At 64.1% G+C, this 17,976-nt stretch carries 23 protein-coding genes; 13 read left to right on the top strand and 10 right to left on the bottom strand.

Annotated elements, in window-relative coordinates; translation table 11 throughout:
* Nucleotides 1-32: 32 nt before the first annotated feature.
* Nucleotides 33-1,007, bottom strand: a complete 975-nt coding sequence (rocF, locus tag QX121_RS21180; protein ID WP_315756160.1) for an arginase — start codon at nucleotides 1,005-1,007, stop codon at nucleotides 33-35.
* A gap of 198 nt (nucleotides 1,008-1,205) precedes the next feature.
* Here rocF and QX121_RS21175 point away from each other — a divergent pair, with 198 nt between their 5' ends.
* On the top strand, nucleotides 1,206-1,466 hold the full coding sequence (locus tag QX121_RS21175) for a hypothetical protein (RefSeq protein ID WP_315739141.1): 261 nt from the start codon (nucleotides 1,206-1,208) through the stop codon (nucleotides 1,464-1,466).
* A gap of 10 nt (nucleotides 1,467-1,476) precedes the next feature.
* Here QX121_RS21175 and QX121_RS21170 read toward each other — a convergent pair whose 3' ends face one another.
* Complete coding sequence (locus tag QX121_RS21170; RefSeq protein WP_315812939.1) at nucleotides 1,477-2,634, bottom strand: OpgC domain-containing protein; 1,158 nt, start codon at nucleotides 2,632-2,634, stop codon at nucleotides 1,477-1,479.
* 385 nt (nucleotides 2,635-3,019) lie between these two features.
* Between QX121_RS21170 and QX121_RS21165 the strand changes: the two genes are divergently transcribed.
* The 3 genes from QX121_RS21165 to QX121_RS21155 all read left to right on the top strand — a co-directional run bounded on the left by QX121_RS21165 (nucleotide 3,020) and on the right by QX121_RS21155 (nucleotide 4,160).
* A complete protein-coding gene (locus QX121_RS21165; protein WP_315739099.1) occupies nucleotides 3,020-3,268 on the top strand; it encodes a hypothetical protein in 249 nt (82 codons plus the stop codon).
* A 273-nt stretch (nucleotides 3,269-3,541) separates the two neighbouring features.
* Nucleotides 3,542-3,694, top strand: coding sequence for a hypothetical protein (locus tag QX121_RS21160; protein WP_315739100.1), 153 nt, complete (start codon nucleotides 3,542-3,544; stop codon nucleotides 3,692-3,694).
* A 151-nt stretch (nucleotides 3,695-3,845) separates the two neighbouring features.
* Nucleotides 3,846-4,160: a c-type cytochrome gene (locus QX121_RS21155; RefSeq protein ID WP_315739101.1), complete on the top strand. Its 315-nt coding sequence runs from the start codon at nucleotides 3,846-3,848 to the stop codon at nucleotides 4,158-4,160.
* A gap of 107 nt (nucleotides 4,161-4,267) precedes the next feature.
* On the opposite strand, the gene QX121_RS21150 is transcribed toward QX121_RS21155, so the two are convergent.
* The 3 genes from QX121_RS21150 to QX121_RS21140 all read right to left on the bottom strand — a co-directional run bounded on the left by QX121_RS21150 (nucleotide 4,268) and on the right by QX121_RS21140 (nucleotide 6,231).
* Nucleotides 4,268-4,621 (bottom strand): phasin, encoded by a 354-nt coding sequence (locus QX121_RS21150; RefSeq protein WP_315739142.1) that lies wholly within the window; start codon nucleotides 4,619-4,621, stop codon nucleotides 4,268-4,270.
* Between the two features lie 153 nt (nucleotides 4,622-4,774).
* Nucleotides 4,775-5,014, bottom strand: a complete 240-nt coding sequence (locus QX121_RS21145) for a hypothetical protein (RefSeq protein WP_315812938.1) — start codon at nucleotides 5,012-5,014, stop codon at nucleotides 4,775-4,777.
* 197 nt (nucleotides 5,015-5,211) lie between these two features.
* Complete coding sequence (locus QX121_RS21140; protein ID WP_315756162.1) at nucleotides 5,212-6,231, bottom strand: GlxA family transcriptional regulator; 1,020 nt, start codon at nucleotides 6,229-6,231, stop codon at nucleotides 5,212-5,214.
* Between the two features lie 65 nt (nucleotides 6,232-6,296).
* Here QX121_RS21140 and QX121_RS21135 point away from each other — a divergent pair, with 65 nt between their 5' ends.
* The 4 genes from QX121_RS21135 (at nucleotide 6,297) to QX121_RS21120 (ending at nucleotide 9,401) form a co-directional block, all read left to right on the top strand.
* The gene (locus tag QX121_RS21135; protein WP_315812937.1) at nucleotides 6,297-7,007 is read left to right on the top strand and encodes a hypothetical protein; all 711 of its coding nucleotides are present in this window, start codon (nucleotides 6,297-6,299) and stop codon (nucleotides 7,005-7,007) included.
* A complete protein-coding gene (locus tag QX121_RS21130; RefSeq protein WP_315812936.1) occupies nucleotides 7,007-8,299 on the top strand; it encodes an MFS transporter in 1,293 nt (430 codons plus the stop codon). Before QX121_RS21135 ends, QX121_RS21130 begins: the two co-directional genes overlap by 1 nt.
* A 116-nt stretch (nucleotides 8,300-8,415) precedes the next feature.
* Nucleotides 8,416-9,078, top strand: coding sequence for a YqcI/YcgG family protein (locus QX121_RS21125; protein ID WP_315782868.1), 663 nt, complete (start codon nucleotides 8,416-8,418; stop codon nucleotides 9,076-9,078).
* Nucleotides 9,075-9,401, top strand: a complete 327-nt coding sequence (locus QX121_RS21120) for a cupin domain-containing protein (RefSeq protein ID WP_315796523.1) — start codon at nucleotides 9,075-9,077, stop codon at nucleotides 9,399-9,401. Before QX121_RS21125 ends, QX121_RS21120 begins: the two co-directional genes overlap by 4 nt.
* A 2-nt stretch (nucleotides 9,402-9,403) precedes the next feature.
* Here the strand turns inward: QX121_RS21120 and QX121_RS21115 are convergent, their stop codons facing one another.
* Complete coding sequence (locus QX121_RS21115) at nucleotides 9,404-9,592, bottom strand: hypothetical protein (protein WP_315782872.1); 189 nt, start codon at nucleotides 9,590-9,592, stop codon at nucleotides 9,404-9,406.
* Here QX121_RS21115 and QX121_RS21110 point away from each other — a divergent pair.
* Together QX121_RS21110 and QX121_RS21105 are read left to right on the top strand one after the other, a co-directional pair.
* The gene (locus QX121_RS21110; protein ID WP_315739109.1) at nucleotides 9,573-9,803 is read left to right on the top strand and encodes a hypothetical protein; all 231 of its coding nucleotides are present in this window, start codon (nucleotides 9,573-9,575) and stop codon (nucleotides 9,801-9,803) included. The two genes, QX121_RS21115 and QX121_RS21110, sit on opposite strands and share 20 nt — an antisense overlap.
* Nucleotides 9,804-10,027: 224 nt before the next feature.
* Nucleotides 10,028-10,261: a DUF6894 family protein gene (locus QX121_RS21105; protein ID WP_315712992.1), complete on the top strand. Its 234-nt coding sequence runs from the start codon at nucleotides 10,028-10,030 to the stop codon at nucleotides 10,259-10,261.
* 222 nt (nucleotides 10,262-10,483) lie between these two features.
* Here the strand turns inward: QX121_RS21105 and QX121_RS21100 are convergent, their stop codons facing one another.
* Complete coding sequence (locus QX121_RS21100; RefSeq protein WP_315812935.1) at nucleotides 10,484-11,539, bottom strand: hypothetical protein; 1,056 nt, start codon at nucleotides 11,537-11,539, stop codon at nucleotides 10,484-10,486.
* A gap of 231 nt (nucleotides 11,540-11,770) precedes the next feature.
* On the opposite strand from QX121_RS21100, the gene bamA reads away from it, so the two are divergent.
* Nucleotides 11,771-14,095, top strand: a complete 2,325-nt coding sequence (bamA, locus tag QX121_RS21095) for an outer membrane protein assembly factor BamA (RefSeq protein WP_315812934.1) — start codon at nucleotides 11,771-11,773, stop codon at nucleotides 14,093-14,095.
* Between the two features lie 36 nt (nucleotides 14,096-14,131).
* Here bamA and QX121_RS21090 read toward each other — a convergent pair whose 3' ends face one another.
* Entirely contained in the window at nucleotides 14,132-14,551 is a 420-nt protein-coding gene (locus QX121_RS21090) for a hypothetical protein (protein WP_315813011.1), read from the bottom strand.
* Nucleotides 14,552-14,800: 249 nt separating this feature from the next.
* Between QX121_RS21090 and QX121_RS21085 the strand changes: the two genes are divergently transcribed.
* Nucleotides 14,801-15,157 carry a hypothetical protein gene (locus QX121_RS21085; RefSeq protein WP_315812933.1) on the top strand — a complete coding sequence of 119 codons (357 nt, stop codon included), beginning with the start codon at nucleotides 14,801-14,803 and terminating at the stop codon, nucleotides 15,155-15,157.
* A 69-nt stretch (nucleotides 15,158-15,226) separates the two neighbouring features.
* Here the strand turns inward: QX121_RS21085 and QX121_RS21080 are convergent, their stop codons facing one another.
* Both QX121_RS21080 and QX121_RS21075 read right to left on the bottom strand, forming a co-directional pair.
* A complete protein-coding gene (locus QX121_RS21080; RefSeq protein ID WP_315812932.1) occupies nucleotides 15,227-15,826 on the bottom strand; it encodes a DUF6456 domain-containing protein in 600 nt (199 codons plus the stop codon).
* Nucleotides 15,827-15,878: 52 nt separating this feature from the next.
* The gene (locus QX121_RS21075) at nucleotides 15,879-16,409 is read right to left on the bottom strand and encodes a GcrA family cell cycle regulator (RefSeq protein ID WP_315812931.1); all 531 of its coding nucleotides are present in this window, start codon (nucleotides 16,407-16,409) and stop codon (nucleotides 15,879-15,881) included.
* A 150-nt stretch (nucleotides 16,410-16,559) separates the two neighbouring features.
* Between QX121_RS21075 and QX121_RS21070 the strand changes: the two genes are divergently transcribed.
* Nucleotides 16,560-17,177, top strand: coding sequence for a helix-turn-helix transcriptional regulator (locus QX121_RS21070; protein WP_315739119.1), 618 nt, complete (start codon nucleotides 16,560-16,562; stop codon nucleotides 17,175-17,177).
* Nucleotides 17,178-17,976: the final 799 nt, after the last annotated feature.

The following is a 17,976-nucleotide window of genomic DNA, read 5'->3' as shown; positions in this document are numbered from 1 at the left end:
AGCTCACCAGCGGCGAGCGAGGAGGCATCCGCCTATTGGTCCGGCACGATCGCGTTCGTGGGCGTTGGCCGATCGGTAATCTGCTGGCCGAACAGGCTGGCGATCAGTTCGACTGCGACCCGCGCGGTCTTGCCGCGCTCGTCCAGGAACGGGTTGAGCTCGACGATATCGACCGAACGCACCAGCCCGGAATCGTGCAGCATCTCCATGATGAGATGAGCCTCGCGATAGGTCGCGCCGCCAGGTACGGTCGTGCCGACGCCGGGGGCCACCTCGGGATCGAGGAAGTCGACATCGAAGCTCACATGCAGGACGCCGTTCCGCGCACGAACCTTGTCGAGGATCCGGCGCGTCAGTACGCCGACGCCGAACTCGTCGATGGCGCGCATGTCGGCGATGCTGATACGACGGAGACGCAGCAGCTCCTTTTCCGCCCTGTCGATCGAGCGGATGCCGAACAGCTGCAACTGATCTGGAGTGATGGGCGTGCGCGCCTCGTCGCCGAGCAGGCCGTCGAGACCCGGCTCGCCACACAGGAACGCGGCGGACATGCCGTGCATGTTCGCTGTGATGGTGGTTTCGGGCGTGTTGTAGTCGGCATGTGCGTCGAGCCAGAGCACGAACAGCTCCCGCCCGATCTCGCGGCAATGGCGCGCGATCCCGTTCACCGACCCCATCGACAGCGAATGGTCGCCGCCGAGAAACATCGGGATGGCGCCGGTCTGCGCCAGCTCGTGACTGCGACGCGCCAGCACCCGCGACCAGCGCTGGATCTGGCGATAGTGCTTGGCCTTCACCGGCGGCTCGTCACCGGGCTCCGTCATGTCGGCGATGCCGACATCGCCGTAGTCGGTGACGTCGAGCCCGAGGCTTTCCAGCACAGTGATGAGACCTGCGGTGCGCAGCGCAGCAGGCCCCATCAGCGTGCCGCGGACCGACGCGCCGAGATCGATCGGAGCACCAAGGACGGCGATGCGATGTGGCGCCTTAAGGTCTGGAGAAGCCAAGACGGAATCCTTTCATCGACGGCCGGGCGCCCAGCGTAGCGCGATTTTGCACCGCGCGCTTCGCCGGCGATGCGTCTCGGTCCCAGGGAACCAATCGCATCAGCCGGCATTTCCCACGAGCGTTACATGCGCCCCTCGGCCGAATCGCGTCGGCACGAGGGTGCCAATCCGACGAGCCGCGGCAAGAAGGCAACGACAGTGAGCAGCGAAACGTTCGAAACACCTCCGCAGCCGGGCGTCGCCGAACGCGCGCTCGACACCGCGACGGACATGTCGCATGCACTCGGCGAAGTGGTGGGTACCCTGAGTGCGGCCGTGGACCGGCTGAGCGAAGCGGCAAGGGACGCGCGGCGGCCCGGGACCGCCCTGTCGACCATCAGCGCGATCACCCGCGAGGCGCCGCTCGCGAGCCTGTTCGTCGCCTTCCTGCTCGGGGTCACCGTCGCACGCCGGCGTTGAGGAACGGCGGTCAGAACAGCCGCGGCCCGCGCCGGTCGAGCTGCGATTCCCATGTCAGCAGCGTGGCCGCGATGGTCATGATCGCAATCCCGGCGACACTGATCAGCAGCTGCATCGCCAACCCGCTCGCCACGTCGGTCAGCACGACCTGGCCGAGGAAGGCCAGCAGCACACCCTGGCAATAGATCGGGAGCGAGTTCTCGCCGCACCTGATCATGGCCGTCATCAGCGGACGGATTGGCCCCTTCCAGTCCCGCGGAGCCAGCCGCGACACCACGAAGGCAAGCGCCAGGAAGTGCAACAACCGCACCGGCGCCAGGTGGCTCTTGTAGATCGGATAGATCAGGCCGCTGATGGCCGACGGGATCAGGTTCTCGAGACTCTTGAACTCCCAGCTGAGCGCCATCAACAGGCTGAACGCGAGATAGCCGATCGCCACGATCAACAGCGTTCGCGAGTCGAGGAGCGGACGCAGGCGTGTGGCGCCGGCACAGCCGTACCAGGCGCCGATCACGAACAGGAACTGCCAGGCGAACGGATTGAAATACAGCTCGCCGCTCGGCCACGCCGGCGCCTGCCAGCTGAACAGCTGAACCATCATGTAGAGCAGGAATGAAAGCACCAGCGTCAACGTCGCGCTGGTGATCATCAGCCACAGGATGACGGGAAAGCAGATGTGCAGGATTGCAAACGTCAGCAGGATGTCGGTGTTGACGGGCGCGAATTGCAGCAGCGCCACATGCACCAGCGTGGGCCCGGGCTCGCGAAAGAAGAAGCCGGTGTTGGTCTCGTCGACGAAGCGCGTGCCGCCGCCGATCACCCAGACCAGCGCCGCATAGGCGAGCAGCAGCACCAGGAACGCCGCATAGATCTCCCAGGCGCGCCGCAGCGCCCGCACCACCGTGGTCGCCCAGCCCTGCTTCGGCAGCGCTCCGCCATAGGCGAGCATGCAGGTGTAGCCGGAGACGAAGACGAACACCTCGGAGGTGTCGCTGAAGCCGTAGTTGCGCAGCGTCAGCCACGCCAGCGAATTGTCCGGAACATGATCGATGAAGATGAACCAGAGGGCGAGCCCCCGGAACGCGTCGACCCGGAGGTCACGAGCTCCGTTGCCGTTGCCGGCTGCCACGCTATCCGTCCTCGCCAGCTCTTGATCATCGGCAAACAAGATGGACCTCGTCTCGGGATGGCCGACCAACATCGACTCCGGCATGCATGTTGTGCCTTAATATCTCCTGCCGGTCATCGATCGGAACTCGAATCCGCCGCACGCGTCGTCCACCCTTCCGGCAGATTTCGAGGTTGGCCATTGAGCGCAGCCCCCCGTCTGCGTCTTCAGGCTGCCCCCGTCATTTCAGCCGATTGTGCACGGCCGATATCCGTACTCGAAAAGTGTGCACGGAAACCGGGTGCCCGTGGAACATTGTCGGCATGGTGGTGTTAAGCATCTCACCACCGTCGGACTGGCAATTGTTCCAGTCCCGTATTTGCCCGGATTGATTGTAGATTGCTTAGACGTTGACTTGCAGTGGAAATGTTGACAGGGGGGTTCCGTGATCCACCGAGGTGTCCAATATACGGTCGTGGCGACTGCTGAACCGGACATGTGGGAATGGCGGTACGAGTTCGGCGATCAGATCAAGACCGGACGCACCCAGACCAGACTCGCCGCGCTCGCGGCCCGGCGCGTGAAGTCGAAGATCGATGCGGCGCTCCGTGCGGCCCAAACGGGTTCCGTGTCCACGGTGAATGTCGCCGAACGGATCGAGATGGCGAAGGCCGCATCGCATGGCCTGACCTGACTTTCTCTCTCTCCGGCGGTCCGGCGCGCCGGACCGGTCATCGCCTGTTGAGACAGATCAAGGCATCGATGCCGGCATTTGTCATGTTCAGGCGATGGAAACTCTCATTTTTCGCTGCTCCCAGACGGGATCGAACGTTCAGATCGGCTTGGCCGCACCGGCTCTTGCCGACCAGTTCGATGCCTATGAGGCCGCCGCATGCCCAGCATGCGGCGGTACGCACCTCGTCAACAGGCTGAGCGGAAAGATGCTGAGCGACAGGGAGGGCTCGACATGTCCTACGTTGCGGAAGAGCTGACGATCACCGCCTCGACCGATGTGTCTCGCTCGGCCGATATGTCTTGGCTGCGCCGCGCCGGCGCGCTCCTGAAGGCAATCGTCAGCCGGATCGACCTGTCCCATTTTCCCAAATCATGCTGTAATTGACGTCGAGATTCATCGACGCGCCGCGCGTGCCTGCGAGGCGGAGCCGCCAAGATCGCTCCGCTCCAGGGGCGAAACATTCCTTCGTGAGCCACCCGCCGTCACTCCGGCGAGGTATGCCACCACTCAACAGACAATGATCAGGAGCTCCTTGATGCACGCCTCGGTGATGAGAGTTATGGCGATCGCGATCGCGGCTGCGGCGTCGACACCGGCATGGGCCGCCGATCCGGATCACGGCGGGGATCTGGCCCGTCGCTGGTGCGCCTCATGCCACCTCATCGAAGGGACGCAGAAGCAGGCCAGCGCGGACGTTCCCACGTTCGCTCAGATTGCTCAGAAAACGGATTTCACGCCAGAGAAGGTCGCGTTTTTCCTGCTCGACCCGCATCCGAAGATGCCAAGCTTTCCGCTCAACCGGCTGGAGGCGGCCGACATCGCCGCCTATATCGGCAGCCTGCGAAAATAGGGCTGGGCTCTTTCGCCCGTCTCGTCCGCCCGCGTCCATTCGGCGGCAGCGCTGCCGCCGAGTTCGTCCATGCAGACCGTCGCTCCTGCGACGGCGAGGCTCGCGCTTCAGCTCTTGGGTTCAGTAGCCTTGCTCGCGGCGGACATGATGCTCGACGTGATCGTCTTCATGTGCTCACCGGCGTTGGTGAACTGGCTGCGCAGGAACTCGGACTGGATCCGCATCGCCTCCTCGAGCTCGGTGGCGTGAACGAGCTTTCGAGCGTGTTCGAAAGCCGTCTTGATGTTCTGCTCGGTGAGAGTGAGCGCCTGCTTGGACATGTCGGCGGCAGGTCCGGGAACCGTGCCGATCGATTTTCCGGCTGCGTCGAAGAACATCTCGAACGCCTTTTCCGCCTGCGAGATGGTCTTTTCGGCCAGGTCCCGCAGTTCAGCGGGCACTTCCAGTTTGGTTTGGGTCATCGTTGCGTCCTCCACGACAGATCCAACTACCACATCCGACTCCCTGCGTCGCCGTACAAATAGATGCGGAAGAAAGCTGCCAGCGCCTGTCAGAGTGCGGCCATACGTTGGCGCGTAATCTGCAGCGCGTATTCGATCGAAGCGAGGTGACGATCATAGGTCCGCCGCGCGCGCTCGGTCCGTAACGAGGCCTGAGAGCTCTCGCGCATGCTGCAGGGCAAGATCGAGGAGGAGGACAGTTCTTCTCGCATCCTCCCTGACACCGAATGCACCGGCTCGCACGGTGTCCATGTGGCCGGCACCGGCCACCACAACCGCGGCCTTCTCTTCAGCCGTCGCAAAGGCGGCCTGAGGAGAGAGTGTCCTTGTGCGAAAGGGAACGATGTTGGTCATTGGCCTTTCCCGTCCGCAGAGGCGGACCTGCATCAAATTTTCAGCGTTATACACGTGGCCTTTTACGGAAGCCTTTGAGCGATCGCATAAGGCCTGGCCGCTCTGGCCTCAACGCGAACGGCGAGACTAACCCGAAAGCAAAGAAAAAGGCGTCGACTCCGGCGAATCTTGTCAGCCCCGGTTGCGGCAAGCGCCGCTCAGCCCGAGAAGCGGCGCCGATACTCCGATGGCGACACGCCGAGATGCCGCAGGAACGCCCGCCGCATGCGCTCGTCGTCGCCAAAGCCCGCCCGTTTGGCGACTTCGACCACGTTTTCGACCTGGCGGCTTTCGAGTAGGAGGCGCGCCGTCTCGACCCTGAGCGCCTCGACTCCCTGTGCCGGGGTCATCCCGGTGCGGCTGACATAGGTGCGGGCAAAGGTGCGCGGCGTCATGCCGGCTCTCGCGGCCAGCGCCTCGACGCGCAGGTCGCTCGCGATGTTCTCGATGATCCAGGCATGCAGCGCACTGAACCGACCCTCGACGTCGGACGCCTGCGCCGCCAGGACGGTCGAAAACTGACTCTGGCCGCCAGGACGCTTCAGGAAGACGACGAGCCGGCGCGCCACGTCGAGCGCGATCGTATGACCGAAATCCTCCTCGATCATCGCCAGCGCCAGATCGATGCCGGCGCTCACGCCTGCGGATGACCAGACCCGGCCGTCCTGCACGAAGATCGCGTCGGGCTCGACCTTCACGTTCGGAAAACTGTCCTGCAGGCGGGGGCAGTAGCGCCAATGCGTCGCGGCCCGCCTGCCCTCCAGCGCGCCGACCCAGGCCAGCGCAAAGGCGCCGAGGCAGACGGATGCGATCCGCCGGGCGCCCGGGAGCACCTCGCCGATCCACCGCATCACCGTCTCGTCCTGCCGCAGCTTCCAGATGCCCGGCCCCCCGGGGATCAACAGCGTGTCGACCTCCTCCGGCTTCACGGACGAGAGCGGCGCGGTGTCGATCATCAGGCCGACATCGGTCGGCACCAGTCCGCCCTCCTTGGACACGTAGCTGAGCGCATAGCCCGGCCCCGGCAGCTCGATCTCGCTGAGCTCGGCGAACACCTGCGCCGGGCCGGAAACGTCGAGCAGCGTCACTCCGGGAAAGGCAAAGATGGCGAGCCGCCTTTCGGCACCATCTCGACGCACCGCAGCACGCCGGGGAGAGTTGGCAGGATTCGAGGGCATATTGTCCTTTAAGCCATCGGAGGACCGCCTGTATAGCTCGACCTTGCAGTGCTGGAGCTCACGTGATGTCGCGCAACCTGGACGGCCGATACAAGACGATCGCCTCGCCATGGGACGACTACACCGTCTACAGCTTTTCCGACGCGTCGGAGATCGAGCTGCCTGATCGGCAGCCGATCATGGATGCGATGAATTCGATCATTGCCATTAACTGGAAAGCAATCGAACCCCATTGGACCGCGGCTTCATCGCCATTCAACAGCAAATACGGCCTTGTTCTAGTCTACGATCACATCGGACTGGTCGCGTTCTCGGTCTATCGCGTGATGACCATCGCGCAGCGGCTGGCCATCTATCGCAGTGGGACCGAAGTACTACCCGCACATCAGGGTCGTGGCCTGTATGGGTTCTTTACGTCGCAGATCCTCAAGCATCCTGGGTCGGCCACGCCCGGCGAAGAAATTCTTTACGGATGGCGTACGCGCAACCCGATCGTGTGGGCTGCCAACGCCAAGATCTGCGAGAGGGTCGCGCCGTCGCTGCTCGATGAGGCGCCGGATGCGGAGTTGCAGGCCGCCTGCGTCGAGATGTGCGCGACGATCTATCCGGGCAAGCCGCTCGAGGTGCCCCGCATGATCATGCGCGGCGCCTACGGACACATCCAGCACATCAGACAAGACTATCACGGCAGGGCCTCGCTGGTCGAGACCGCGATGTCGCGGATCATCCCGGATTCCGCCGACGCCCTGTTCTCCGTCGGCTATGCGAGGGTGTGATGGCGGCGCTCGGACAACAAGCGGTCGCGTCCTCTCCGGTCCGGTTCTTCGATCGCGCCTATGTTGCGTGGGGAACGGTCGCGTTTGCCTACGCCGTCGCCTTCCTGCAGCGGATGTCGCCGCAGACCGTGGGCCTCGACTTCATGCGCGACTTCGGCACCGACGCCTCCGGCGTCGCGATGCTCGCCTCCAGCTACTTCTGGGGCTACACCTTGATGCAGATCCCCGCGGGCGTTCTGGTCGACCGCTACGGTGTGAAGCGCGTCGTCCTGTGCAGCATGACGGCGTCGGTGCTCGGCAGCGCCGCCTTCGCGCTGTCGCCTACCCTGTTCGACGTCTTCGTCGCACGCGTGGTCGTGGCGTGCGGCGACGCGCTGGTGTTCACGGCGCTGCTGAAGCTCGTCGCGCAGAACTTTTCCGACCAGCGTTTTGGCCTGATGTCCGGCATCTCCCAGGTGTCGGGCTATGTCGGCGGCGTCCTCGCCACGACCCCGCTCGCCGCTGCGGTCAGCGGCTTCGGCTGGCGCGCCTGTTTTCTCTTCATCGCCTGCGTCGGCGTCGCGAACTTGGCCTGCGCGTCCGCGACCTTGAAATCCGCACCTGCGAACTACACCAGCCGGACGCTGAAGAGCGTCCTCGTCACAAGCTGGCATGCGCTCGGATCGGCCGCGACCTGGGGCTGCGCCATGAGCTTCGCTGCGCATTTCGCGGTCGTGACCACGCTCGCCGGGGTGTGGGGCATCCCGATGGTCGCGCATTATTTCGGCATCTCGCCGTCAGCGGCCGGCGGCCCTCTGCTCGCCTTCATGGTCGGCAACGCCATCGGATCGATCTTTCTCGGCCATGCCGCCGATCGGATGCAGTCGCTCAATGCAGCCCTGATTTCCATCACCCTGCTGCGCATGCTGCTCGTCGTGATGCTGTTGCCGGCACTGGCGCACAGCTTCGGCTTCTTCTATGTCGGCGCGGTGTTCGCCGTGCTCGGTCTGGTGGCCGGGGGCACCGTGCCGCTGATCCTGAAAAGCACGAAGCATCTCTACACGGCGGAGCGCATCGGCGTCGGCGCATCGATCAATACGACAGCCGCCGGCATTTTTGCCGGGCTGGCTCAGCCGGCGATCGCCTTTGCCATGGTGACTGCAAGCGGCCTCGACCCCGACATCGGATCAAGCCTGCGCAGTGCCGCCAGCGATTCCGGCTACGCAGCCCTGATCGAGATTCTTCTCCTGATGTCGCTTCCTGGACTCCTTGGGCCGCTGATGATGAGGCGCGAATTGATACTTCGTACTTAAGCATAAGAACAGAGAGGGTCAGTATGTCGCGTTTGTATTTGAGAAGGGACGAAGTCCGATCCGGCCATCAGGCCGGCACCTGGCAGAGCGTCCTGTTTTCGGAATTCGAGGCTCAGATGAGCAGCGAAGCAAGACCCTTTCCGTGCGTATTCGGCGTCGCGGGCTATCGTCACGATCAGCTTCGTTATCTGTTTCTCGACCCCATCGACATCGACGTGCTCGGCCAGCAGCTCGCCCTGTTCGTCTCGGAGAGCCGCTCGCACGGGCCCAACACCTCGCTGGTGCTGTTCACGCGCCCGCGCCCGGTCCAGACCATCGACTCCTACTACAAGAAATTCTGGCACATCCTCGATCAGTTGGCGCGCGTCGACAGCCAGCCGTGGCCCGCCGAAATTCCCGAGACCGTCGATCATCCGATGTGGGAGTTCTCGTTCGCCGGGGAGCCGATCTTCGTCGTCTGCAGCACGCCCGCACATGTGATGCGGCAAAGCCGCCGATCGAGCGCATTCATGCTGACCTTCCAGCCGCGCTGGGTGTTCGAACGGATGCTCGGCACGGACGAGGCGGCGGCCAAGGCCTTCGGCGAGGTGCGCAAACGGCTGGTCCCGTTCGACACGACGGCGCCTTCGCCCCAGCTCGGACGCTACGGCAATCCGGAGGGCCGGGAGTTCAAACAGTACTTCCTCTACGACGACAACCAGCCGCCGCCGGCCTGTCCCTTCCACAAGCTGGCGCAGACCAAGCCATCGTCCATTACAGACAAGGAGCAGGCTGCATGACCCAGATCATCGCTGGAACCAAGACCAGCTTCGCGATCGATCCCGACATCCTGGCGCTGTTGCCGACGCAGGGCTGCATCGAGCTGCAGCACGATGCAGCCGGCAAGGTTCACGCCTTCCATACCCACCCCGTCGACGAAATCCTCGTCGTGATCAAGGGACGGCTCACGTTTCGTTGGGAAGGCGGCGAGCGCATCTGTACCGCCGGCGACAAGATCCTGTTGCCGGCCGGGACGCTGCACGAATCGGAAGCGCTGGATGATGCAATCTACGCGATCGCCACGCGGCCACCCGCAACCATTGCATGCAATCGGGAGGGATGAGGTCAGGACAGAGGGCGGTCGGTCTCCGAAAGGGCGTCTGCGGTCAACCGCTCGACTATCTCGATCACCTCGATGCGCTGGCCCGGAGCCAGCTTCAGGAACGCCTTCAGCAGACGAAGGCTTTCCACGGCTTCGCTCGATGGGGCTCCGAGCTTCGTGTGCAGCTCCGCGATGAATGTTGAATTCTTCATCTCGCACCTTTGGCAGGAAACGGTAATGCCAGTCCTTAGCAAACGTGAAGGCCTTGCACGCAAGGTAGATACTGCAGCAATCGAGGCTGAAAGTCTCGGTCTGACGACTGCGACCCTGATCCTCAGGATGGCCCGCCTGGAAATCGACCGTGCGGAACCCGATGAGGTTGAAAGTATGCCAGGGAACAACTCTCGCAGCAAGCCGAACTGACCGGTGGGTTGATTTCGGCGTCACAATTTGGGTCTTCTGGCAGTTTCTGGCTGACGATACCAGTGGAAACGGTCGTTTACCGAACAATGCGCGGGGATTACGGCAGCGGTAAGCTTGTCCTCCACATTAGAGGTCTTCTATAGTTTGCTTTGGGGGAAGAATGGGTTGCGGATCCCGCTCGGGCTCCGTGCCCACTCCCGCCACACAGCGGCTGCAGGAAGACCATGCGCACTTATTATTTCGATATGAAGGATGGCATTCCGACCAGAGACCGGACCGGCCTGGAATTTGCGACGAGTGCGGGGGCGATCGAGCACAGCCGGGATTTGGCCCGGCGACTCCGGCACGACCCGCGCATCACCGACCGCAGGCTGTCCATCGTCGTCGTCGACGAATCTGGCGCGGAGGTTCACCGTGAGCCGGTTTATCCGGCTGCAGTGAAGGCCAGCCTGTCCTGATTTTTTCATAGGCGTGCCAGCAGAGACTGCGCGCCGACTACTTTTTCTACTTTTCGTAGAGGAAACGAAAAGCCGAACAACCCTTGAGTGTGTATGTTTGGCGCGCGATCAGGCCGCTTCGGCATCAAGAGCGCCCTGAGTGTCAGCCCCCCGCCGCTCCGCTCGACCGGCTCTCCCCTTCCCTCGGTCGCCAACGAACGCCACCGCTGCGTCACCGACGGCCTATTGCTGCTTCTCCCAGAACGAGAGCAGGCCCTGCGAGGCCGAGCCGCCGATCACGCAGGGGATGCCGACGGCGACCTGCCCCAGCGCCGCAGCCGAGACGCAGCCGAGCGCAAGGGCACCGACGCCGAGCTGTCCCCAGAAATCCATGTTGCGGCGGGCGTCAGAGCCCTTGGTCTTCAGCTCCTCGACCGCGGCGACGGCATCCTTGCGGACGGCGCCGAGCTGCACCGTATCGGCGGCCTCAACCACCTCCCTGAGCGGCTCCTTGACCGGTCTCGACTGCCGCGCCAGCTCCTCCCGGAGATAGTCGCGCAGGCTGGCATCGCGCACCGAGTAGCTGGCAAGCGTATAGCGCGCCATGCTACCGATGGTCAGCTTGTCGATCGTGTCGCGGCTCTTCGACCATGGCAGCATCTGCACGATGCGCTGGATCGGCACGCGCGAGCCGGTCGCGAAGTAATAACCCCAGAGGATGTCGAGCAGATCCTGGTGGGTCGCGTAGCTGAGCCGCGTGTCGAGCTTGCGTTCCTCCTTCTTGAACGGATTCTGCGTCAATGCGCCACGCAGCTTGTCCATCACGCCAGGCTTCGATTCCTCCAATGGGATGTCCATCAAGGTCGGCTGTGCGCCGCTGAGATAACCGTCGATCATCACGCGGCGGCCCGGCATCTTCGGCGCGACCTTGCGCATGAGATTGCGCCAGTCCGGCAGACCCGAATAGGCGATGGCCCGCACGACCACCCACTCCTCCTCGGGAGGCACGGGAAAGAAGCTGTTGACCAGTTGTTCCGCCTTGGCCGGATTGGAGCCGATCGCCCCCGCAATGAAGCCGAGATAGATGCCCGCGTTCTCCGGCTCCTTGAACGTCTGCGAGTGAAACAGCACCCGCACCGCCGCCGGCACATGGGCGTAGTCGGGTTTGGTGCGATAGTTGTAGATCCAATTCTGGACGACACCGAGCGACGCGCGTGGGTCGATCTCTGGGACGACCGCAGCAGCAAGGGCTGATTGAACGAAAGTGCAAGCGATGAGGGCCAAGGCGATCGCGCGCATGGTCTGCTCCCGACAAACGTTCGCCGCATCAGCATCTGCTGGCGCGTACGGATGAGGACGATGCTGCACGCCGTTTGAATCGACTCTGCGTCGATTCTGCGGCCGCGCTCGATTCCCTGCCGGTCGCCCTTCGCAGGCGTGATCGCAGGCCGCCAAGTCTCCACGGCTTCGACATGATTTGGCCGCCCACCGGCTCTTGCATCCCGGCATGACGAGCAGGCAGATGCGCGCATGTTGACCGCCCGAGACAGCCGTCACCGTGGAGACAGCAGATCGCGACATGTCGCATTGATCGTTGCGACGCTGTTGGTGGTGACGTCCGCGCCGCCGGCCGTGGCGGCCGAAGCCCTTGTAGTACAGGGCAATCGGCGCGTCGATGCCGACACCGTGCGATCCTATTTCCACACTGACGCCAACGGGCGCTACGACGCCGCCGCGCTCGACGCCGGCCTGAAGGCGCTGGTTGCGACCGGGCTGTTCGACGACGCGAAGATCAGCCGCGCCGACGGACGGACCGTGGTCCGTGTCTCGGAAGCAAAAGTGCTCGATCGCGTCGCCTTCGAAGGTAACAAGAAGGTGAAGGATGCGGAGCTCACGGGCGCGGTGCTATCAAAGCCGCGAGCCGGCCTGCAGCGCGCAACCGTCCAGGGCGACGTCGCCCGCATCATCCAGACGTACCATCGCGCTGGACGCGACGACATCCGCGTCGTCCCGGAGATCATCGATCGCGGCAACGACCGCGTCGATCTCGTCTTCACCATCACCGAAGGCAAGAAGACGCCGGTCAGGGCGATCAACTTCACAGGCAATCGCGCCTATGGCGCCCGACAATTGCACGCGGTGATCAAGACCTCGGCCACCAACGTGCTGAGCTTCGTGACTGGCGGCAACGTCTACGACGCAGATCGCGTCAACGAGGACCGCGAGCTGCTGCGACAATATTATCGTAACCACGGCTACGCCGATGCCGAGGTTTCCAATGTGAGCGTCGACTATGACGCGGCAAATAGCGGCTACAACCTCACCTTTGCGATCGAGGAAGGCGGACTCTATAAATTCGCCGCAGTCGACGTCTCCTGCAACGTGCAGGGGCTGGCCTGCGACCGCCTGCGCACATCCTTGCTGGTGCAGCAGGGCGACACGTTCGACCAGAGCAAGATCGACAAGATCTCCGAACTCCTGGCGGCTGAACTTGGCAAGCTCGGCTTTCCGTTTGCGCAGGTCGAGCCCAGGATCAATCGGCATGCGCCGGATCGGCTGGCCGACGTCAACTTCCAGATCGAGCAGGGACGACGCAGCTATGTCGAGCGCATCGAGATCCACGGCAACACGCGCACGCACGACGACGTGATCCGGCGCGAGTTCGACGTCAGCGAAGGCGATGCCTACAACAGGACGCTGATCGACCGCGCCGAACGTCGCCTGCGCAACCTCAACTACTTCAAGACCGTCAAGATCTCGACGCGGCCGGGCTCGGCCAGGGATCGCGTGGTGCTGGATGTCGAGGCAGTCGATCAGGCGACCGGCGACTTCAACGTCTCGGGCGGCTATTCGTCCACGGACGGATTGCTCGCCGAGGTGAAGATCGGTGACCGCAACGTGCTCGGCACCGGCAACACTGCGCAGGCCACCTTCACCTACGGCCAGTTCGCGCGCGGCGCCAGCCTGTCCTTCACCTCGCCCTACGCCCTCGGTCGAACGACACCTGGCATGGAGCTGTTCGCTCGACAGAGCATGGTCAGCACATTCCAATCGTTCGGCAGCAACACCTATGGCGGTGCCCTCACCCTGGGCATGCCGGTCAGCGAGCAGACTGCCATGCTGTGGCGCTATTCGCTCTACGACCAAAGGGTGGTGCTCGCGCCGGGGATCTCGCCGGCAGCGGTGTCCCTCCCGGTCCGCCAGGCGGTCGCAGCCGGACGGCAGACGGTGTCCTCGCTCGGCAATACCGTCACCTACAGCTCGCTCGACAACAACAAGGTGCCGACCAGCGGCATTCGTTCACAGTTGACGCAGGATCTCGCCGGCCTCGGCGGCGACGTTCGCTTTTTGCGGACCACGGGCGACGTCCGCTACTATCGGTCCATCAACAGCGACCTGACCGGCATGGTGCGCGCGCAAGGCGGCTATATCACCGGATGGGGCGGCCAGCAGGCGCCGCTGCTCAACAGCTTCTTCGGCGGTCCCACCATGGTGCGCGGCTTCGCGCCGGGCGGCTTTGGGCCGCGCGATCTGACGCCAGGATCGACGATGGACAATGTCGGCGGCAGCCTGTTTTGGGCGACCACGGCGGAGCTGCAGGGCAACATTCCTGGATTGCCGCAGGAATACGGCCTGCGTGCATCGGCCTTCGTCGACGCAGGAACCGTGTTCGGCTATCGCGGCCCGACCCAGAATGTCCAGGTGGCGAACAGGAACGTGCTGCGCTCCTCGGTCGGCGTCGGCATGACCTGGGCATCGCCATTCGGACCGCTCACGGTCGACTATGCGGTCCCGATCAGCAAGGCGGCGTACGACGTCGTGCAGCCACTCCGTTTCAGCGCCGGCGGCTTCTGAGCCGACACCGCAACATGGACGGAGCGCCGCGTCACGTCAGTACGGACTGTAGTAGTAACCGGGCGGGCCGTAATACGGGCGAACATAATATGGCCGCGGTGCGTAGTACACCCGCGGCGGCCCGTAATAGCCGGGTCCGGGATAATAGCCGGGCCCATAGTAATAGTAGTCGTCGTGCTGATGCGCGGCGATTGCGCCGATAGTACCGATCATTGCCCCCATGATGGCCAAGCCGGCGGCTGGATTGCCCCTGTAGACGCGGCGATAGCGCCGGCGAGCGCTGAGATCGGTCAAATCGCCGGCTGTCGCCGTCGCGACCGCCGACTTGTTGTTGGCCGGACCCGCCGCCCCCGCATGGGCTGGCGCCGGCGCGCTCGCCACCACGGCGATGGCCGCGACGGCCGCAATCGCGATTTTTCCACCGGCCGAAGGAGATCGATATTTCCCGCTGAACATGGCATCACCCTTCACTTCACTCGTTCCCAGATACAACATGTCCGGGCGTGCAGCTTGACCTGTGTCAACTCAGGACCAACCCGGCCATCCGGCGGCACGTACGCATCCCGCAATCGCGCTTAGACGCGACGTCACGCCCCCTGGTTCAACCCACCGCCGCATCGATTTCTGCGAACCGATGGCCGCCCGTCGGGAACCAATGGCTGCACACCGACGCCGTCCATCATGCCATCGGCAACAGGAGTCCTCATGCCTTCCAGACTGACACGCCCGATCTTCATCACCCTCGCCACACTGTCGCTCGCTGCCTCGATGGCGAAGGCCGGCGACAGCGCGACCTCGCTGTTCAAGGTGGTGACCGTCAAGGACGAGATCGTCATCGGTCTCAATAGCGACGAGTTGGCGACGATCGGCGGCAGCGATGCCAGCGCCGTTGCGCGCGCACTGGCGCAGAAAGGCGACCTCGCGGCCTGGCAGTACAACGTTCATCGCGGCGCGAACGGCGAGCTGCAGATGACGCCTTCGGCCAAGATCGGTTTGCTGTCGCATGCCTCGCTGCGCGTCGAGCCCTACAGCACCACTTATGTCGTGACGCCGCATCCCTGAGGGAAAACGATTGTCCGACCGGCGCTCGTACCCCGTCGACGACGGTACGAGCGCCGGTCGTGCCGGCCGTTAGCTCTCGCCCCGACGGCCCGATCGCACGGCCCCATCGCATTTCCTGGCGATCCTGTCGGTGGAAAACCCGTAGACCACGGCCAGCCGGTCCAGGCACTCCTTGAAGCGCCGGGCGAAATAATCATTCCAGCGCTGGCTGGCGAGCCCCCGCTTGTGTCCGACCTGCTCCATGGTCAGGCCGTGCACCAGCACGTCATGGGTGATCGCCCCCCCGTCGGCGCCGAGCTCGCGCTCGGCGCGGTTGAGCCGCAGCACCGCCTGCCTCTGGCCTTCGGTGACCGGCTCGCGCCCACGGGCGCCGTCGACGTGCTCGCGCGAGGGATCGATCGCCTGCGGGCCCCGCTCGGCCCGCTCCCAATCATTCTGGAACGCCCGTCCGGCCCGGTATTGGGCGTCATCCAGCTGTTTGTGCGCGTGCAGCCGGCCGAGCGGGTCGCTGCGGACCGATCGCAACGCGACGATCTTTTCGCCGGGCTCGAGCGCCAGCGGATCGTCGATCTCTACGGGAATCACGTCTGCATTTCGCGGCAGGTCGTGAGCTCTCCGGTCGTGGGTCTTGGACATGCGATGGGGCTTGCTGCGTCTGGGGCGCGCCATGTCTCGTCTCCGGAAAATAGATGGGGTCAGTTCGGGTCGGGTTTGCCGCGCTCTACGCGGCGGCGACCAGCCGCAGGATCAAAGGGCCGGCGGAGCGCACGGCGGTCTCCTCGGGCGGAAGCCGCGTGAGATGGTAATGCGGCGTGCAGTAGCAGGAGCCGGGCTGGCGCGGATGACCGCAGAAAGTGATGGGATCGTCGTCCCGGTCGCCTCCATAAGGGTAGCGGCAATCGTTGCGTTCGAGCTGGTCGAGGGACAGCAGGCGCGGGCTGAGGCCGACGCAGCGCAGCCTGACCGGCGCGGCAGGCTTCGGCGGGGACGGTATCGGCCACGCCGCCGCGTCCGGGCTTCGCCGCCGGGTTCGGGTCGCTGCGGACATCGGCCGGGGCTCGGATCGAGCGGCTTTCGGCCCGCCCGGCGCCACCAGCCCGATCCGCTTGCCGCGGCCAAGCGTCGCGTTCCGCGTATAGGCGGTTCCGAACTGCGCATTGAGGGCGCGCGCGATCTCGGCATAGGACCGCCCCTGGGCATGAAGCTCGCACAGCATTTTGGAATGTTGGTCTGGCCAATCGGTGGATTGCATTCTCGCTCTTCCTTCTGGGTCGGGGCCGCCGGACCCGCCGGCTCCACCCGACGGCCAAATCTTCCGATATTCCGAACAAAAAGTCAAGCTTGAGTTCTGATTATTCGAAACATATAATCCCTTCCGAGATTCGCAAAAGAGGTCAAAGCCATGTTGGACGTCGCCATGATCGAGCGTGCACTCGAGAAGCCAGGAAAGACGAAAGGAGGGTTGGCCCGCGCCATGGGCGTGCGGCCGGGGGCGGTCTCCGAGATCCTCGGCGGCCAGCGCCTGATCAAGGCGGCCGAGATTCCGCTCATTACGGAGTATCTCGAGCTCAATTCGGTCCCCGTCATGGGACGGGTCGGCGCCGGCTCGGTGATCGAGCCGGATTACGAGCAGGTGCCGGTCGAGGGCCTCGGCGAGGTCGCCCTGCCCTTCCCGATCTCCGAGGAGACCATCGCCTTCGAGGTCTCCGGTGATTCGATGCTGCCGAAATATGAGAATGGCGACGTGATCGTCGTCTACCGCGAGCAGCGCCACCCGCTGTCGAGCTTCTACGGCGAGGAGGCGGTGGTGCGCCTCAAGTCCGGCGAGCGCTACCTGAAGACGATCGAGCGCGGCAAATCGCCGTCCGTGGTCAATTTGAAGAGCTTCAACGCCAAGCCGATCGTCGGCGTCAAGCTGGATTGGATCGGCGAGATCTTCGTCACCCTGCCGCGCGGCCAGATCTCGCGGATCCGCGCCAAGGCGGCCGCCAAGTCGCGCGCCCGCGCGGCGAACAAGTAAGACTCGAGACCGGATGCGGGGGACGCCGAGGCGCTCCCCCTCCATCCCCCCTCCAGGCCCCCTCCAGGGAAGGGTGGGCACCGCGCCTGTTGCGCCGTCGTGATCAACAATTCTGAGCGACATATGGGGATGTGCGTCCATAGCCTCGCGGCGCCCCAGGCGTCCGAGTGATACAGTGGTCTCACCCTCTTCAAACGAGAGGGGGCAGGGAAGGCCGGACCTCGACTGAGGCCCGTGGCCCGCCTGCTCAAAAAATGCAGGCGGCAGGTACCACAGGTCCAGCCGGAACGATCCGGCCCTCCCTGCGCGATGGTTTTCACGGCTGCTTCGCGTTCTCCCCGGTGCGCCGGGCTTGTTGGTCACCGTCACCCACGCGGCGCTGTCAGCGCCGGCGCAGGCTTGATACCGGCATCGGAGTATCAGGACCACGCGACTTGACCGTACGAGCCGGTGTTGTTCGTCTGCGCGAATGACCACGCTGCAAACCGGCTCGCCCATCACTCCCCGCCTCCACGTGTCGTGACGACCGCGATACGCCCCTCTTCATGAGGCGGGATGCGCGTAGACAATCATGAATTCTGAAAAAGAGAAAGAAGAATTTTTCGGCCCGGCGGGCCGGACCGGGGCAATGCGTTGAAGCCTCGCCCAAAACAAGCGTTTCCGCACACGTCGTCTGCAGGCGATCGAAGGCCATGAACGGACCATCGTGCGGGCGCATCGACCCTGATTTGCCCGACGAGGCTGGGCAAGAACTCAGTGTTCACGGTAAGATTTGGGGGCATGACGAATCGGCCGTTCA

Origin of the sequence: Bradyrhizobium sp. SZCCHNR2028 (genome assembly GCF_032380995.1) — a bacterium.
GTDB lineage: Bacteria > Pseudomonadota > Alphaproteobacteria > Rhizobiales > Xanthobacteraceae > Bradyrhizobium.
The sequence above is the reverse complement of the archived record's forward strand: the minus strand, read 5'-3'. Positions and strand labels throughout refer to the sequence as shown.

Coding starts and splice junctions, on each gene's coding strand:
- QX121_RS21130 (WP_315812936.1), top strand. CDS start 7,007: ATGGCGGCGCTCGGACAACAAGCGGTCGCGTCCTCTCCGGTCCGGTTC.
- bamA (WP_315812934.1), top strand. CDS start 11,771: ATGTTGACCGCCCGAGACAGCCGTCACCGTGGAGACAGCAGATCGCGA.
- QX121_RS21070 (WP_315739119.1), top strand. CDS start 16,560: ATGTTGGACGTCGCCATGATCGAGCGTGCACTCGAGAAGCCAGGAAAG.
- QX121_RS21085 (WP_315812933.1), top strand. CDS start 14,801: ATGCCTTCCAGACTGACACGCCCGATCTTCATCACCCTCGCCACACTG.
- QX121_RS21115 (WP_315782872.1), bottom strand. CDS start 9,592: ATGAAGAATTCAACATTCATCGCGGAGCTGCACACGAAGCTCGGAGCC.
- QX121_RS21090 (WP_315813011.1), bottom strand. CDS start 14,551: ATGTTCAGCGGGAAATATCGATCTCCTTCGGCCGGTGGAAAAATCGCG.
- QX121_RS21080 (WP_315812932.1), bottom strand. CDS start 15,826: ATGGCGCGCCCCAGACGCAGCAAGCCCCATCGCATGTCCAAGACCCAC.
- QX121_RS21120 (WP_315796523.1), top strand. CDS start 9,075: ATGACCCAGATCATCGCTGGAACCAAGACCAGCTTCGCGATCGATCCC.
- QX121_RS21100 (WP_315812935.1), bottom strand. CDS start 11,539: ATGCGCGCGATCGCCTTGGCCCTCATCGCTTGCACTTTCGTTCAATCA.
- QX121_RS21155 (WP_315739101.1), top strand. CDS start 3,846: ATGCACGCCTCGGTGATGAGAGTTATGGCGATCGCGATCGCGGCTGCG.
- QX121_RS21075 (WP_315812931.1), bottom strand. CDS start 16,409: ATGCAATCCACCGATTGGCCAGACCAACATTCCAAAATGCTGTGCGAG.
- QX121_RS21140 (WP_315756162.1), bottom strand. CDS start 6,231: ATGCCCTCGAATCCTGCCAACTCTCCCCGGCGTGCTGCGGTGCGTCGA.
- QX121_RS21150 (WP_315739142.1), bottom strand. CDS start 4,621: ATGACCCAAACCAAACTGGAAGTGCCCGCTGAACTGCGGGACCTGGCC.
- QX121_RS21135 (WP_315812937.1), top strand. CDS start 6,297: ATGTCGCGCAACCTGGACGGCCGATACAAGACGATCGCCTCGCCATGG.
- QX121_RS21125 (WP_315782868.1), top strand. CDS start 8,416: ATGAGCAGCGAAGCAAGACCCTTTCCGTGCGTATTCGGCGTCGCGGGC.
- QX121_RS21110 (WP_315739109.1), top strand. CDS start 9,573: ATGAATGTTGAATTCTTCATCTCGCACCTTTGGCAGGAAACGGTAATG.
- QX121_RS21145 (WP_315812938.1), bottom strand. CDS start 5,014: ATGACCAACATCGTTCCCTTTCGCACAAGGACACTCTCTCCTCAGGCC.
- QX121_RS21105 (WP_315712992.1), top strand. CDS start 10,028: ATGCGCACTTATTATTTCGATATGAAGGATGGCATTCCGACCAGAGAC.
- QX121_RS21160 (WP_315739100.1), top strand. CDS start 3,542: ATGTCCTACGTTGCGGAAGAGCTGACGATCACCGCCTCGACCGATGTG.